Annotated in this window: 7 protein-coding genes, 1 tRNA gene and 1 pseudogene; 4 read left to right on the top strand and 5 right to left on the bottom strand. The window is 61.8% G+C overall.

The window, feature by feature from the left end; genetic code table 11:
* Positions 1-146: 146 nt before the first annotated feature.
* Positions 147-1,046 carry a LysR family transcriptional regulator gene (locus tag JQ558_RS06860; RefSeq protein ID WP_212293190.1) on the bottom strand — a complete coding sequence of 300 codons (900 nt, stop codon included), beginning with the start codon at positions 1,044-1,046 and terminating at the stop codon, positions 147-149.
* 141 nt (positions 1,047-1,187) lie between these two features.
* Here JQ558_RS06860 and JQ558_RS06855 point away from each other — a divergent pair.
* Positions 1,188-1,649, top strand: a pseudogene (locus tag JQ558_RS06855) (amino acid ABC transporter substrate-binding protein); the annotation flags it as partial.
* Positions 1,650-1,814: 165 nt separating this feature from the next.
* Positions 1,815-2,378, top strand: a complete 564-nt coding sequence (locus JQ558_RS06850) for a putative glycolipid-binding domain-containing protein (RefSeq protein WP_212293188.1) — start codon at positions 1,815-1,817, stop codon at positions 2,376-2,378.
* Between the two features lie 54 nt (positions 2,379-2,432).
* On the opposite strand, the gene JQ558_RS06845 is transcribed toward JQ558_RS06850, so the two are convergent.
* The 4 genes from JQ558_RS06845 to JQ558_RS06830 form a co-directional block, all read right to left on the bottom strand.
* Positions 2,433-2,506 (bottom strand) — tRNA-OTHER (locus tag JQ558_RS06845).
* A 2,229-nt stretch (positions 2,507-4,735) separates the two neighbouring features.
* A complete protein-coding gene (locus JQ558_RS06840; RefSeq protein WP_212293187.1) occupies positions 4,736-6,907 on the bottom strand; it encodes a tyrosinase family protein in 2,172 nt (723 codons plus the stop codon).
* Positions 6,908-6,958: 51 nt separating this feature from the next.
* Entirely contained in the window at positions 6,959-8,260 is a 1,302-nt protein-coding gene (locus JQ558_RS06835; protein ID WP_212293186.1) for an MBL fold metallo-hydrolase, read from the bottom strand.
* A 13-nt stretch (positions 8,261-8,273) separates the two neighbouring features.
* Entirely contained in the window at positions 8,274-10,370 is a 2,097-nt protein-coding gene (locus tag JQ558_RS06830) for a S8 family serine peptidase (protein WP_212293185.1), read from the bottom strand.
* Between the two features lie 717 nt (positions 10,371-11,087).
* Between JQ558_RS06830 and JQ558_RS06825 the strand changes: the two genes are divergently transcribed.
* Both JQ558_RS06825 and JQ558_RS06820 read left to right on the top strand, forming a co-directional pair.
* Positions 11,088-13,952 carry a hypothetical protein gene (locus tag JQ558_RS06825; protein WP_212293184.1) on the top strand — a complete coding sequence of 955 codons (2,865 nt, stop codon included), beginning with the start codon at positions 11,088-11,090 and terminating at the stop codon, positions 13,950-13,952.
* A 22-nt stretch (positions 13,953-13,974) separates the two neighbouring features.
* Positions 13,975-15,981: a PQQ-binding-like beta-propeller repeat protein gene (locus tag JQ558_RS06820; protein WP_212293183.1), complete on the top strand. Its 2,007-nt coding sequence runs from the start codon at positions 13,975-13,977 to the stop codon at positions 15,979-15,981.
* Positions 15,982-15,996: the final 15 nt, after the last annotated feature.

Here is a 15,996-nt window from a genome sequence, read left to right as displayed (position 1 = left end):
GGAACTGGCCGATCTCGCGCTTGAGCCGACTGCTTTCGCCGGAAAGCGACTTGGCCGCAGCGATCACCTGGGAAGAAGCCGATCCGGTCTCGCAGCACGCATGCTGCTGGCGCCGCAACACGAAAATGCTGATCGTCAGCCACCGATCAACCCTGTAGCTGACGCGAGAAATCGCAGGTGGTCCGCGCGAGTTCGGCGACACCAGCGGTGAAGGCGCTGGGGCGGTCGTGGCGATACATCGCGACGTAGGGAATCGCCGGCAGCTCCGGATCGGTCCGGATGATCCTGAGCTTCCCCTCAACGACAAGTGGCTTGAAGCATTGCAGCGGCAGATATGTCACGCCGAGGCCAGCGACGGTCAGTCCGAGCAACGCGATCAGACTGTCGCTGGAAAACAGGCGGGGAAGCATTGCACCTTCAGACTTCAGCCACTTGCTCGCCCAAAGGCCGGTGCCCGATCGGTTTCCCTGGACCAGTATCGTGTACTCAGCCAACTCCGCGATCGAGAGCTTGCGCCGCGTACGTACGAGCTTTGGACTTCCCATCCACACGTTTCGGTTCTGGGCTAGCTCGACCGCGGTGATGTGTGCATCAGAAAACGCTTCTGGAATGATGATGACGTCGAGCCTGTCTTCCTGAAGACGATCGTAGAGATCGCGGCTCATATCGACCTCGGTCTCGATCGTGACCCTTGGATATTTCGCGCGCAGACTCGCGATGAGGCGCGGAAGCCACGTCAGGGCAGTCAGCTCGGTTATGCCGAGCCGAAGCCGACGTACCGGTATCTCGTTTCCGTCTTTCAGATGAAGCACGCGTTGCTGCAACGCCAGCATTTCCTGCGCGAGCGCGAGCAGCTGATCGCCCTGCTCGGTCAGGCGGGCGCTCCGCTGGCTCCGGTCGAACAACGGCGTGCCGGCAACGAGTTCGAGCTTTTGAATGCGTTTCGAGATGGCTGACTGGGTGGTGTTCAGTTTGGACGCGGCGCGTTCGAACGTCCCGAGCCGCGCAATCCAATACAGTGCTTCGACCTGCTTCAGACTGAACATGCGTTCCCCGTTTCGATCTAGCCATCGCGCGAGAGCTGAACCGTGGCCATGCGCGCCGCTCCCCAGGAGCGTTTCGGTCGCGCGCTCCATTCATTCTTCCATGGAATGAATTTACATTCGATAATATCACTTTCTTATCGTGTCGTTGCGATCTCAGGCTCGACCAATATGGTGCAGCTCACCCAGGCCAGCAGCGCACGAAACCTCGGCGTTGCGGTGCTGGTCGCCAAGGACCAGGCGGAGGCGTTTCTGATGCTGGAGACCGGCCGCGCCGCCGCCTACGTCCTCGATGACGTGCAACTCGCCGTCGCGATCGCGCGGTCAAAAGACCCGTCGGCCTACATCATCAGCGAGGAGGCTTTTTCGAAGGCCGAACCCTACGGAATCATGCTGCGCAAGGACGATGCGCCGTTCAAGACCGTGGCGGATCGCGCGACTGCGAACCTGTACCGCAGCCCCGAGATCGAGGTGATCTACAAGAAGTGGTTCGAATCGCCGGTGCCGCCGAACGGCCTCAATTTCCGCAATCCGATGCCTAAGGTTTTGCGGAGCGCATTCGCAAATCCGTCAGACAGCGCGGACCCGGCAAGCTACGAGCGCTGAGGGCGCGAATGGCCAAGGGCGGCTGATGTTGCAAGGAACCAGCTGAACCTTCAGAGATCGCCGACAGCCCCTCCTCGAACACGTGTGCGTGTTCGATCCGCGGCGGCGTAACGCATGATCCTTGCCCCCGTAGGATAAAGGCTGGGGAAAGCAAGGAGACTTGCCATGAGCACATCCGTGCTGTTTTGGCGCCGGACCGATATCGAGGGCCTCGAGCGCCTGGAACTGGCAATCGAGCCTGACCGGATCACGGCCACCGCGACCACGATCTGCCTCGACGCCGGCGGCTATCGCATCGATCACCGCTGGCGGCTCGATCCCGAATGGCACGCGCTGACCGTCACCGTGGAGCGCTGGAACGCGCAAGGCCATGGTCGGCTGCATCTGGAACGCGCCGGAACCGGCTGGCGGGTCGATGGTGTGCTGCGGCCGGACCTCGAAGGGGCCGAAGAGCCTGATTTGTCGATCACGCCATTCTGCAACAGCTTCCCGATCCGCAGGACGCCGCTTGGCGCCGGAGAAAGCCTGCCGCTTGATACCGCCTTCATCGATGGCCCGGCGCTGACGGTGGCGCGGTCGCGCCAGCGCTACGACCGGCAAGGCCCCGAACGGCTACGCTACGTCGATCTTGGACTGTCGCTCGGCTTTGAAGCCGATCTGGTGGTCGACGAGAACGGACTGGTGCTGCATTACGAGCACCTGTTCGAGCGCGTTCCGCCGACCGCCTGACATGCGCGCGTCGCGAAACCCCGTCTTTAATTTGCGTTGCTGGATTCTGGAAACTGGCGATCCCGGCATGACTCGAACATGCGACCTACGGTTTAGGAAACCATTTTACACCGTTAGAGATCAATCACATAGCTACGAAGTGTTGCAACCGTGTTGCGAGGAGAGATGCGGACCTGTTAACGTGAAGACCGCAGCAGCGGCTTGAAAGGCGTCGATCGGCGGAACGGGATGCGCAGGCGCTGGCAGACAACATCGGGAAGCCGACTGACTCGGCTTCCGCTATGATGCTTGGCCACCCACACTTCAGTGGCTCCTCGCCACTTCGAACGGCGATGGGGACGCAGGAGCATCGTTGCTATCGCCGGACCGCGGCACCCAACCGGCCCACTCCCGCGTCGAAGGTTCGCGGATTCACTCGCGGGCATGCTTCGATGAACCGGTCGGCGTACCAACAGGTCCACGAGTTCAGGAGCCGTCACCCGACACCCTCCCGCCGAACATTGCCGGTCTCGTTTAGGCGTCGAAGGGTCGTCTTAGCCCAAATACAGCGCATGGGTTGCGGGCGCAGCCCAACATCACTAGGTAATATAGCCCCGTCACGACCACTTCCCAACGCCAGAATGATCGAATTCGACACCCCGTTTCACCGACGTATCACGAAATTGAAAGCGCCGACGAGCGTTGATTTTGATATCGCTGCATGGAAGTCGTTGCTGGATAAGGACCCCAGCCTATCCGATTTGGAGCTGATCGCCGGCGCAATTCTGATCGCTGCAGAAATGCAGGCCTTCCGCGCACTGCCGCCGGAGTCCGACCGCCAGGCGCTCGATGCGGCAGCCGAAACCAGTCTTTGCGTCGCGTCCATGAACGCCGAATACTTCGCCGTGATGGATTTGTCCGCTCAAGCCGCTCGCCAGGCGATGGCCGCGGGGGCGCTTTCCTATAGTCACGCCACCGGGTCTCGTTTCGAGACCGGCAGGGGCCAAAAGGTCGATGCCCTCACCGCAATCGACACCGTCGTCGACGCCTGTGAATCCTGGCTCTTCGATATCGATCCCCAAAAGCGAGCCACTGGCGGCCCGGTAGCGGACCTACGTTCCCTGGCCGGGCGCATAGGCCAGCGTTACAGCTTTCAATACGGCATGAATTCGATTTGGAAGCAGTGCCTGTGGGAAGGATGGCGACCAACTTCCGTCCAAGACGGCGTCAACTTGTGGGGGCCGGCGAACGTCGAATCCGCCAAACTTCTCGAGGCGACGCGCGTCCGGCAGGCCGAAAACTTCATGAACTATCCGCACATCGACCAATCCGCGTGGACGATGATGGATCGAGAAGGCAGGAGAGCCCGGGCACTTCCCCGTACGGTCGTGGAGGCGACGGCGAGGAAGCGATGGCGTGCGCGGGTTGGCCGGCCAGATTGCTTGTCCAGGGTCGCGCCGCCGTTCGTTATCGAGCGCGCGGGACTCGAGGGCAGCTATCTCGCATTCTTCCTCGAGCATCCGCTTCCGAATCTGGCCGGCCGGACCTGTCGGGACCTTCTGGCGGCTTGGCACGTCATCCTTGATCTGGCGCTCCTGCTCGCGAAGGAAAGCCGGAAGATCGAGACACTTGAGATCGACGACCTCAAGCATGTCTCATTGCAGGTCTCGCGCGGCGAATTGCAGCGAATCCTCGGCGAAGCGCTCCAGATCGGAGAGAATGACGCTCGCGAAATCGTCGATTTCCTCACGTTCCGTCCCAAAGTCACTGGCCAGAAGGGTACGCGGGGCTTGTGGGCAGCTCCCCTCGTTCCGGTCCCCGGCACCGATAAGTTCGCGATGGCATTGCCGGTGTTAGTGATGAGCAACCCCCTCCGGAAGGTCGAGATGTGGCTTGAAAAGGGAGGACTCGACGACTCCACGCTGAAACAGCACCGCGGCGACACGTATGAGGCCGAGTATCGGACGGCGGTTCGCGCGGCGATCGCCAAGAACAAGCTTTTTTCGGACGTGCGCTGCGCCGAGCGTGAGATCAAGGCCACATCAGACCTCGGCGAACAGATTGACCTGCTGATCCGCCTTGGCGACGTTCTGCTCGTCGCCGAAGTCAAGTGCTGGTTGTTCCCTGCCGACCCATACGAGCGTTTCCAGCACTTCGGGAAGCTGAAAAAGGCCGCCGGCCAAGCGATCCGCAAGGCTGCCGCGATTCGGTCGAGGCCCGATGTGGCGGCGAAAGCCCTCGGTCTCGACGAGGCCATGGTAACAAAACTCCGCACAGTGCCGATCGTCGTGACCAATCAGGGATTCGGCTTTTCGCTGGACATCGAGGGTTGCCGCATCGTCGAGGCCGCCTTTCTGCAGACCTTCCTAGGTACCGGGTCAGTCGTCGCGGACGCGACCATCGACGTCCGGACAGGTGAGATGACGCCCATTTCTTTCACCCTCTATGCCACGGAAAAACAGGCCGCAGATCGTTTCGAATCGGTAATGGCCGAACCGGCGCTCCTGCATCGATTTGTCGACCGTGTCGAACTGAATTTCGTGCCGTTTCCGAGCATGATCGGTGCGAAGACAATGGTAACAATCTTCAATCTGGGGGATGTCACCGGCGACGAGCGAATGCTCGGTCAAATGTTCGCTTCGGCTTAGTCGAGACGTTTTCGCGACGGGGGCGGTCGCATCCACGCGTTTGATGACCAACGGGATCATCATCATGTTGGGATGCCGGGCGACGATGTCCGCGAACGGATCGCCGAAACGGCGATCGAACGGATAGCCCATAGGTCGGGCGTCCGGATATTCGTCGCCGACGCCGCAGAAGCTCATCGACCCGCACCGCTTTTGACTGCCGACCTTGTCCGTGTCGTTGTCGGTCACCATCGCGAAGAGTTTGAAGGACATGCCTGTCTCGGTAGTACGCGGCAGAAATAGCCCGTAGGGCCAACCGCAGGTGCACGTCCGCGCGTCGCCGCCCAGTTGCCCGCCATCGATGTCGACGACCTCTACCGGATCGACGATCGCAGGCCGCCGAATGATCGACATCTGCCGTCCGCTGCGTCCGAAGACCTGCTGACCGGACGGGACGTCGAGGCGCACCTTGTCGAGCTCGATGGAGAAACGGCGCATCTGGCGGCCGTCGACCGTCGTCGGATCGGCGTCCACGTCGAAAAACTGATCGGGAATCAGGAATAGCCGCAGCGTCACCGCCTTGGCCGCGGCATCACGATTGTGCAGGCGGATGGCGACGAAGAAGGGTGTATGGGTCAGGAATTCATAACGGTAGCGATTCCCCGTCAGCAGCTGATACGCGCCGGTGCGCATCGTCGTCTCTAGCGTCACGTTCGACGCTCCGCCTAGCGCCGCAGCGGCCGATTGCGTGAGATCGACGCCGTCCTGGTCGGAGCCGGGGTGGTCACGTTCGAAGGCGACGGTGAGGCCGGTTAAATCGACCGGTGGCGCGTCGTCGAAAGCGTGCGCGTCCAGGCCGTCCTGATACCGGAAATGCAGGTCGTCGACGTGGCGATGCCAGCGCCAGAAGGCGGGATCCCGGATCGCGGTCGAGGGCGAGAGAATTACGCCGGGATTGCGATCGAGGTCGCCGATCAGCACGTGGCCGTTGCCGTGATGGTTGCCATAAGCGCGGTCGACCGTTGCCTCGGTGGTCTCGCTGGTGAGGCCGAGCACGTTCGAGCCGGCATGGCCGTCGAGCGGCACGATGGCCCCGTCCGGCTTCTTCATGGCGCGGTCGCCGATCGCCCGGTCCAGGCCCTCACGGAAACCCGCCTCGACGTCGGGTGTTATCTCGCGAAACGGCACCATGACGCTGTCGGTCGCGCGCACTTGAAATCCGTACTGCGAGAGCTGCCCGGGGTCATAACCGTGCCCGAGCGGCGCGTTGTAATTGGTGATTGCAGCCACTTTCCCAAGCCCGACGGCAATGCGCTCGACATCATAGCGCGCGAGCATCTGCTGGTGCATGTAGTAGAATAGCTCGCCGTGACGCTCCTTCACTTTGTAGATCGGTTCGCCCTCTCCGCGGCGGTTGGGATAGACCCAGTGCCAGTGCTCGTGGTGCTCGTTGAGGAGCGGATCTTCACGAAACCAGTCGAGCTTCGCTTCCTCGCCGTCGGCGTGGCTACCGAGCGTCTCGACCGGAAGGGGCGCGGCGGCCTGGGCCGCGATCGCGGTGCGCTTGAGCAACGAGGGTACGCTCATGGTCTGACCGAGCGGATGATGGGTTAGAAAGAGACCCAGCGCATGCTGCGCGAGCCCGATCTCGCCCCGGTCGGCCAAGCCACGCGCCGTGTCCATGACGAGCGCCAGGCGCTCGGCGTCGCTCGCCTGCGGCTGCGCGTTGGCCTGCGCAGCGAAATGCTCGGCGAGCGTCGCGGCGCGTTGCTGATCCTCCATAAGGAAGGGCGTGAACATGCGACGACGCGGCTCGGCAGCGTCCGGCCCGGCCGTGGCGAGGTCCCGTGCCCCTTGGTCGGGCTCTTGCGCAACTCCGAAGACGGCATCGCGGTCGCGGCGCGCGCGCTCGATCGGCTCCATCAGGCACCTCCCTTGTCCCGGCGTCTGCCCCGACGTCCTCGTCGTGTTTCGTCAGATCTTCAGTGTGATGCTGACGTCGTCGTTGAAGACGGCGGTCAGTTGACCATTCGATTTCTCGATAAGCTTGTCGACGAGCTTCTCGACCTTCGAGAAGTTCTCGCGCTGCAAGCTTTCCTCGGCCTGCATGTCGGAGGTCGTGCTGAACCAAAACTTGAATTTGCGGCCGTCGGCTTCCGGCGCCAGCGCACGCTTGGCTTTCGGGCCGAGGCGCGAGTCGTAGATCATTTGGATGACTGAGAGCTCAGGATTGCCGTTCGACCCGTTGCCGCAGAAAACATAGTTGTCGGCAGAGACCTTGCGGCAGAATGCAGGATTGAAGTTGTGCTCGGAGGCGTGGTGCTGGGTCTTCAGCACGTCGAGGTGAAGATGGCCGGCGTCGAGGAACCCGGTGAGCTCGAGACCCTTGATGATGATGTCTTGCTGCGAGTCGCCGGTGAGGAGCAGACGCTTGCTATCTTCCTCGACCATGAACATCAACGACGCGATGTTCGGCGTGGTGACGCCCTTGTAGTCCTCGATCCCGTTCCAGTCGCGCAGGTCGAAGGTTTCCGATCCAAACGCTTCGATCTTGCGCTTAATCTCCGCGCGCAGCTTCTTGATCTGCTCCTTACCTTTCGCGTCCCGCAGGAAGTTGTTCCAACCCTTCTGCAACAGCTTCAGTTCGTCGCTCGTCGGTCCCACGATGGTGAGCTGCATCGAGCCGACGTCGAACGCAGTCTGGCCGTCGCGCACCATGAGCAGCTTTGGCTTCTCATGCGATCCGGGCAGCTGATTGGTGGGGATATTGAGCAGCTCAGCCGAGGCGTAGCGCGAAACCTTGATCGCTTCGGGAATCGAGACCGCAATCTGCTGCAGCTCTTCGCCGAGCTCGACTATCTTCGGCACGGCGCTCGCAAGCAACGTCGGAGCGGCGGCGGCCAGCATGTCTTCGATTTCGCCGACATTCTTGCCGATCTGATCGCGGAACGCATTGTGCCAGATCCCGCCGATCTCCGGCGGCCGTGGCACTTTGGGCTCGCGGATCGGCGTACCCTGCTCCGTGTGAAAGTCGAAGAGCCGCCATTCGAGCTCGTCTTCGAGCAATTGAAGAGCGCCCGAAATGTGATCCTGGTCGATGTGCGAGATGTAGACGTAGTCGATCTTCTTGCCGGCCTCGCGCAGCTTGGCCAGCTCGTCACGGACATGGGTGCGCATGCTCGCGGCCATGCCGCCGTCGCAGAGAATGCGGGTACCGTCCTTCGCCTCGAGCAGAAGGCAGTCGCCCTTCGCGGACTGGAAAATGTGGAGCTTCACGAATCCGCCTCCCTTAGACTTCGACGCGCTGGTTGAACGTGCGCGCCTCGTCGATCGCGGCGGCCGGATCGATGACGCCGAAACCGGCGTCGTTGCGCCATTCAAAGGAGGCGCCCGGCAGCGGACGCGCGGTCCGCTGCAGTATGCCGGAGCACTGCGCCGAGGTAAGGTCCTTGTTCGCCGAAAGCATGAGGCCGACGACGCCGGCGACGTAGGGGCTCGCCATACTGGTCCCAGTCTTGCCGATCCAGACCTTGTCGTCCTCGGTGAAACCTTTGGCGGCGATGATGTCGGTGCCTGGCGCGGCAATGTCTGGCTTCGATCGATCGTCGCGCGTGGGTCCCTGGCTGCTCGAGACGTTTATCCGCTGCCGCGCGTCGTCGAGGTTGGCGACGGAGATGACGCGGTGGCCGCAGGCGAGCGAACTGATCGAATGCGAATCTACGTTCGATACCTCCGAGAAGAAGGATGGAAAACGGAACAGCCGAACGGGGCCTGCGCTGCGGATCTCGACCGGATCGTCGCGCTCGATCCAGCAATTGAAGCGACCGTTGCGAATCTCGTCGCCGACAAGGCGCACGCGCCAGACGCCGGCCTCGACGCCGCGTATGCTTCCCGGCTGCAAATTAGGGGTCAGATAGATGGCGGCGTAGTTGCTGCCGTTGGTGGGATGGTAGAGCTCGTTGTAGATCGAGACTGTCGTGCCGCTCGGCAGCCTGCGGTTCTCGACGAACTCGCGTGGCCGAACGGCAATCCAATCGGCGCCTGCACTCGGCGGTTTGAGCATAACCGTCAACCGGTCCTGAGCGCCGTACCAGATTTCCAGCTCGTTCTCGGACAGATCCTCGATGCCGTTGCCGACCACCGTCCATTCGAGATCGACGCTCAGACCACGGGACGCGATCCGGCCGCTGGAATGAACCCGGCCCGTGATGAAGCCGAGGTCCTCGGCGTTCACGCCCTTCTCCTGGCCCGCATTGCCGGCCGCAACCGTCACTGCCCGTCCCGGATCGGAGAGCAGAGCGTCGAGCCAGCGTGAGACGCCACTTGATCCGTCGTGCGCGCCGCCGTTGGTGCCGAGGCTGATGTTGATCGAGATCGGCTTCTTCTTGCTGCGCGCGATCTCGAGCAGGTGCTCGACGGCATGGACGATGCGCGTCGAATCGCTGAAAGTTGCCCTCCGTTCGGCCAGCGTATCCTTCAGCACGGGCACCGATATCAATACCGCGGCGATCTCCGCCTTTGGGCATACCCCTCGGTTGCCGGCGGCGATGCTGGCGACATGGGTAGCGTGCGAACCTTCGGTACGCTGCGACTGGCGCTCGACCATCGTCGCCGGGAACTTGCCTGCGGCCTCGGTGGCGATCGCAGCGTCCATCAGCGGCTTGGTCAGCTCGCTCCCGTAGTCGAACTTGCTCGCGCCGTTCGCCGATGGCGGCTTGCGAAAGTCACCGCCCTGATCCCAGATCGACAGGAAACGCGTCTTGCCCGCGGCATCTCGAAAATCCTCATGCGCGAAGTCGAAGCCGCCGACGTCGATCAAACCGATGATGACGCCGTCGCCGTCGCCGTGCGCGGCGCGGAGTTTGGAGTCTCCGATGCCCCGCGGGTTGGGAGCGCCGTTGAGAGCGGGATGATCGATGGGCTCGTCGAATGTCAGCGGCTGCGAGGGATGCACGAAGGCGATGCCGGGATCTTGTTCCAGGTCGGTCAGGGCGGCGATGGGGATCGTTGCCGAGACGAAGTTGCGCCGAACCAAAACCTCGTTGCCCAGCACCGCACGATCCTCAGCGGCAACGTCGTTCTTTGCCGATCGAGCGATGGCGCGAATGCGATCGAGCGTGGCTTTCTCGCCTTCGTCACCTTCGCCGGAATCGCGGAAGACCTCGACGAAGACATTGACGAACGAGCGTTCGGCCGCCGGCTGCGCGGCCAGCTTGGGGCGCTTGGACAGTTTCGGGAGCGAGCGCTGCGGGGCCTCGGCCGGGCTCATCGGCAAGGCTTCACGCAACGTCGTAAGGTCGAGGTTCAACGGAACCCCGATCGAGTCGAGCGTGAGAGACGGAGCCGAGGCAACTGTAGAGGCGATCTCGCTACGCAGAAGATTCACCGGCGCAGCACCGTTGCGAATGCACCGAAGGCGGGGGTGGAGGCGGCGCGAGGCTTCGTCTGTCTTGCCCATTCTGTCCCCTTGAAAAGAATTAAAGAATTAAAATACTACTATAACGCGAATCTTGGGCTCTTGTCGCGCGTCGTTTGGGCGCAGGTGCGCAGCTGGAAACGATCACCGGCCGTACAGTATTTCCAACGGCGCTTTGCAGCTCCGTTCACCTCGGCGACGAGCCTGGCGGCGGCGTCTAGCCGTTCGGGGGACAAGGCGCCGTCGCCCTGCGTCGCTTCCGGTTCAGCGGCGCAATCCATCGCCTGGTTGATCCCGAGAGCAACAACCTATTCGCTGCGGGCGACGTCGTTCGGAAGCCTGCCCGGGGTTGTTTGTGCCCACCGGAGGCGGACATCCGACGCTCCGCTCCGACCGCGAGTCCGCCGAAAAGAACCATGACCTCTTCCCACGCGACATGCGCGGAGCCGGAGCCTGCCGATCGGGCCGCCGACGGCGGCGAGTCATCATAGAGAATAAATTGTCGAATCCCACGTCGCCTTTGTCGTACCTTCGCGCAGCGGACGCGCCGCAAAAAATCGGATTCGGCTTTGCGATCGGCAGTTCGAGCTGACGCCGCGCCATCTGAATCGATCGAGAACGCTCGACACCGCTTCGATCGCTATGCTACTGTTAGTTGATTTTTTACTTGTTGTTTGAGACTCCGTCATGGCGGACGAGACTGTCCCAATCATTGAGCAGATTTCGCTGGTACTTGGGTCGGCCCAGGAACAAAAGCACCGGCAGCGCTTCTACGGCGCGATGAATGCATTTGTGAAGGCCGAACAATTGATCATCGGCGAGTTGCCGGCTCAATTGCGCGACGGCGCTCGCGTGCCGTCGGGACCAACCGCCGAGCAGCGCGCCTTGACAGCAGAGGCTCTTGTGACTTCGGGTGCCCGTCTGGTTTTGCTGCGGAATTTTCCGTCTTTCCAGATCCGAACCGACAGTCGGCCCGAGCCGCCTTCCGAAGGCGACGGCAGCTCTAACCCAGTCGATCCGCACGACAGCGCGACGGGTACGGCGGGTGAATTGCTCCGTGACTGGGCTGCGTTGAATCCGGGTTCGCCCGCGCCGGACGAGACCGTTCTGACCAACGCGATCCGGTCGGCAAGGAACACTATCGCCGGGTCCCTGGAGCGGATGTCGCCGTTACCGCTGGGAAGCCGTCTCGATCCGAAGGATATTCCGGTCAATCTGGCGCCCTTCTATTTCGGCGACATTCCGCTCGGCATCGCCGACTGCCTCGTTCAGCTTGGGCAAGACTACGATCGCGCCCTGGCCTACTATGCGCGGGCGGAAGGCTACCCATTCATCAATCCACCGTTCGAACCGCGCGATCTTTGGCTTCGGCTTGCCGAAGCCTATCTCGCGCGCGGGGACGCCCTGTATCGCACGGGGGACGCGGCGAAGGCCGTGCAAGACTACGAGATGGTCGTCAAGCATGGCGTACCGCCCAATTCCCATCTCTACCAGGGTATGCTGGGCGGAATGGCCGGACGCGCGCGCGCATGGCTGCGCGCGCTTGGGGCCGACCCGTCCGCAGTCCCCGCGGCCGATCATCCGCCGCGGCACGTGGCGGCGCTCGCACTTGTGCAACAGCGTGTCGCGCAGATCTCGGCAGGCCTGGATTTTCTGGGCGAGAGGGCCGACACGCGACCGGTTTATTCCTTCGCCTATCTTCGGGAGATCGCCCGCGGCTACGCCCAGTTCGCGGCCCAAGCCAATCGCGAATATATCGCGTTCACTCAGCGGGCCGAGGACGAAACCCAGAACATCAGGCAATTCGAACAGGCGGTGGCGTTGGCCGACGCCGGGGTGGATATCGAGCTTTCACGACGCCGGGAGGCTGCGGCGGAGATAGCAGCCGCGCAGGCGGCCGAGCGGTTGGCGGCACAGCGAGAAACGCTTGCGGCCGACAACGCCGCCCATTTTCGCCGCGTGGGTTGGGAAATGGTGCGGCTAGACGAGGCCAGCGCCTGGGCGGGCGCAGCTGCGGTACCCGACTCCGATGAAATGAGACAGACGTTCCGGGGTCTCGATGACCTCGGCGTGTCCGGCGCGCAGAGAATGCGATCCGATCTGGTCCAACTGCTGGCCTTCGAGCGCAGCACGCGATCCTACGGCATCGAAGTCGGGCGTCTGGAAAATGCGGTTGAAGAACTGAAGGCCGCTCGGATCGCCGCGGCCGCCCAAACAACCGTCGCGCAGAGCCGGGCCAAAACCGCCGATGCCGCGGTTCAAGCCGCCCGGTGGCGAAGTCAATTTGCTCGCTCAAATCTTGCCGATGCGCAAGCTCGTGAAACATCCGCGGAGCTTTACTTCGATCTAGGCAATCTCGTGCGCGACACCGCCCGTACCTATCTTCAGCGCGCGATCGGCGCCGCTTCCGCCATGGAACGCGCTTACAACTTCGAAAACAACGCCCAAGTGAGGCGCATTCGCCTCGATTACGGCGACCTGTCGGGCGCAGGTCAGCTTTATGCAGCGGATTTTCTCCTGCGCGACATCGATGCCTTCCTCTACGACCACGTCACGTCCACAAGATCCAAATCCCAACTCATCATTCAGCGCGTTTCCCTTCGGCGTGACTATCCGCTGCAATTTCTCGACTTCTTGAAATCGGGCACGGCGATCTTTCAAACTACACTTGAATTGTTCCACGCCGACATGCCTGGCACCTTCAATGGTCGCATCAAGCGTCTGGGACTCGATTTCGTCGGGATCCAGTCCGGCAAGGGCATTCAAGGCCGTTTGGCCTGCGCAGGTGTCTCGTCCGTTCGACTGGCCGACGGCACCGTCGTGAAAAAGGTCCATCCGAGCGAGACAATGATCATATCTCCGCTGCAGCCGGAAAAATCGTTTGCGCGGCTGGATGCGGCCGCTTTGGCCGGTATAGCGCCGGCTGGCGAACTTGCCGTGTTCGAGAACGTCGGTCTTCAATGCAGTTGGCGGCTCGACATCCCGTTGCGTTCGAATGACGTGCGGATGACCGAATTCGCCGACGTCGGCCTCGTAATTGCCTATCTCTGCCAACACGACGTAGCGCTCGAAGCGGCGGACATCGCGCAGCTCCCGGCGACCGGAGATGCCGAGTTCGCGATCGGATTGCGTCAGAGCGGACGGAGCGCAAATCAGGAGACGTTCGGCCAACTCGAAGCTTCGGGAGAGGGTGAATTCCAACTGCCTGGCGACATGCTTCCGCGCAATATCGTCGATTCGAAGATCCGTGATATTGTCCTTGTGTGCGTGGACAAAGTCGGAAAGCCGGTGCCGCTAAAAGTCGGCTTCTGGACGGGCACGAGGGGCGATCGAGCCAAGCGCTACTCACCCGGCGCCAATCCCATCACCACGGTGGAGAGGAGCTCGGAGCCGGGCCCGTTCCACGACCAGCCCGTGCCCAACGTCTACCATCTCTCGATCAGCGCCGCCGATAATCCGCTACTGGCTCATCGTTCGGACGGTCGCGCGCTCGATCTCTCCGTCGTCAACGACATCACCGTTATATTCTCGTACCAACACGCTTTCCGCTGACGGGCCCAAGATGACACGATCGATGAAGCCAATCTGGAGCGCGGATATCGGGGGAAACTTCGGGCGTCCGGCGGTAATTGGGGAGTTACTGATAGCAGGCGGGATGGATGGGATTTGCCGTGCATTTCGCGTGAAAGACGGCAGTGAGGCATGGCGATTCGCCGCAGGTGGCGCGGGAATTCGGGGCGACGTCGTTGCCGACCGCAACTTTGCATATTTCGCGACGATAGGACCCTGGGCAGCAGACGGTCCTCTCCCCTCCCAGGTCATCGCCGTTGATATCCGGTCCGGCGGGCAGGTGTGGCGGACGCCGGCAACTGGTGCCGTCGACGATTTGTTCGTACTACCGCAGACCATCGTCGCAATATCCGTCGTCCATATAACGGTAGGGAGCGGCGTCCGATACGAGGTACGACTTTTGGAGTTCGACAAGGCGAGCGGCGCTCCACGTCGAACTGTCGGTTACGGCACCGCCATTCCAATCGCGATGCGAAAGAACCAAGACGAACTGGTGGTGACTCGCCTGCATGGAACCGCGATAGAACTGGTAAATTTCGGTACTCTAACTTCGACGATTGTGGCGAATGCTCCAGCGCCCATCGGCGCCGCGGCATTGACCAAAGGCAGATTGTTTGTGGCAAGCGCCGCCAAGGGCTCGACAAGCGGCGGCTTGCAGGCGATTGCTGTCGATACTTGGAACCAAATTTGGTCCCGGCAGACCCTAGCGGAATGCACGATATTCGCCGACGAAACCAACGTGGTATTGGCTCAATCGCAGGCCGACGACACCCCGGTTGATTTTCGCTGCTTGGATGCGCGGACGGGATCCGAGCGCTGGAGTGTTCTAGAAGGCAACCGTCATCCAAGCAGTGCGGCTGGCCTTTTCAGCGAAGGCCGCTTCATCACGCAACCCCGTAGTCGTGACACCACACCCTACAAGACGCTGACGGTCGTCTTCGAAGCGAGCAGCGGACGCGAGATTGGGCGATTCGACTCGCCTTTCAGCACCAGTTGGGTGGTAGAAGCCGACAAGTTCGTCCTTTCGTGCCATTGGGAGCATATCTTTGCGTTCGACCTGGTTCGATCTTGGACTATCGAACTCGGAAGTGCCGTGCGCGGCAGGCCGGCGTTCGGCGACGGGCATATCTTCGTGGGATCCGCCGGTGGTCAAGTCAACAAGATACGGATTCAAGACGGCTCCTCGCAATGGCAGAAGGCGCTTCCCGGCCCGGTCGAGTCGTCAATTGCGGTCGACGAAACGCGGGTCTATGTCGGGCACGCTCAGGGCGTATCGGCCCTGGACGTCGCCTCTGGGGCCACCGCCTGGACTTTCGGCACACCGGCAGCTGTCACATCCGTCGTGCGGCGATCGGGAGGCGATGTCTTATTCGGCTGCAGGGACAACAACTTGCATGCGGTCGACTGCCGTGACGGCAAGGAGCTCTGGTCGTTCCTGACCGGAGGATTCGTCGAAGGCGGCCTCGCGATCGAATCGGACGAACTTTACTTCGGTAGCTTCGATGGGCGGCTGTACGCCCTGGATTCCTCCGGCGCCCTGAAGTGGAAGTTCGAAACGGTTTCGGAGATCAAGAGTACCCCACTCGTCGTTGGAGACATGGTCTTGTTCGGGAATGCCGATGGAGACCTGACCGCTCTGGCCCGCGTTGATGGATCGGTTCGGTGGAGGGTTAGACTGCCGGGCTCGTTGGCGACCTCCTCTCCAGTTCTTTATCAAAATGAGATTATCGTCGCGGACGAAAACGGACACGTTCACCGAGTAAAGCTTACGGGCGGCGCACCGCGGTGGACCATCCAGCATCTCGGCAGACTTCGAGGTGATATTCAGCTGCGGGGGGCAACTGCTTACCTCGGAAGTCTCGACGGCGAATTGCTCGTCATAGACGTCTCGTCCGGCACGTTGACAAGAACAATCCGCGCAGGCGGTCCCCTTTTCGCGGGCCCCGTGCTTGCCGGCGAACAGGTCATCGTTGCCGACGAAACAGGCCGAGTGCAGGCAATCCTGCCCTGATTTTTGATCTAAGCA

The sequence above is a fragment of the Bradyrhizobium sp. AUGA SZCCT0160 genome, assembly GCF_018130105.1.
Lineage (GTDB): Bacteria > Pseudomonadota > Alphaproteobacteria > Rhizobiales > Xanthobacteraceae > Bradyrhizobium.
Note: the sequence above shows the minus strand (reverse complement) of the source record. Positions and strands in the feature narration are given on the sequence as shown.

Coding starts and splice junctions, on each gene's coding strand:
- JQ558_RS06860 (WP_212293190.1), bottom strand. CDS start 1,046: ATGTTCAGTCTGAAGCAGGTCGAAGCACTGTATTGGATTGCGCGGCTC.
- JQ558_RS06850 (WP_212293188.1), top strand. CDS start 1,815: ATGAGCACATCCGTGCTGTTTTGGCGCCGGACCGATATCGAGGGCCTC.
- JQ558_RS06840 (WP_212293187.1), bottom strand. CDS start 6,907: ATGGAGCCGATCGAGCGCGCGCGCCGCGACCGCGATGCCGTCTTCGGA.
- JQ558_RS06825 (WP_212293184.1), top strand. CDS start 11,088: ATGGCGGACGAGACTGTCCCAATCATTGAGCAGATTTCGCTGGTACTT.
- JQ558_RS06820 (WP_212293183.1), top strand. CDS start 13,975: ATGAAGCCAATCTGGAGCGCGGATATCGGGGGAAACTTCGGGCGTCCG.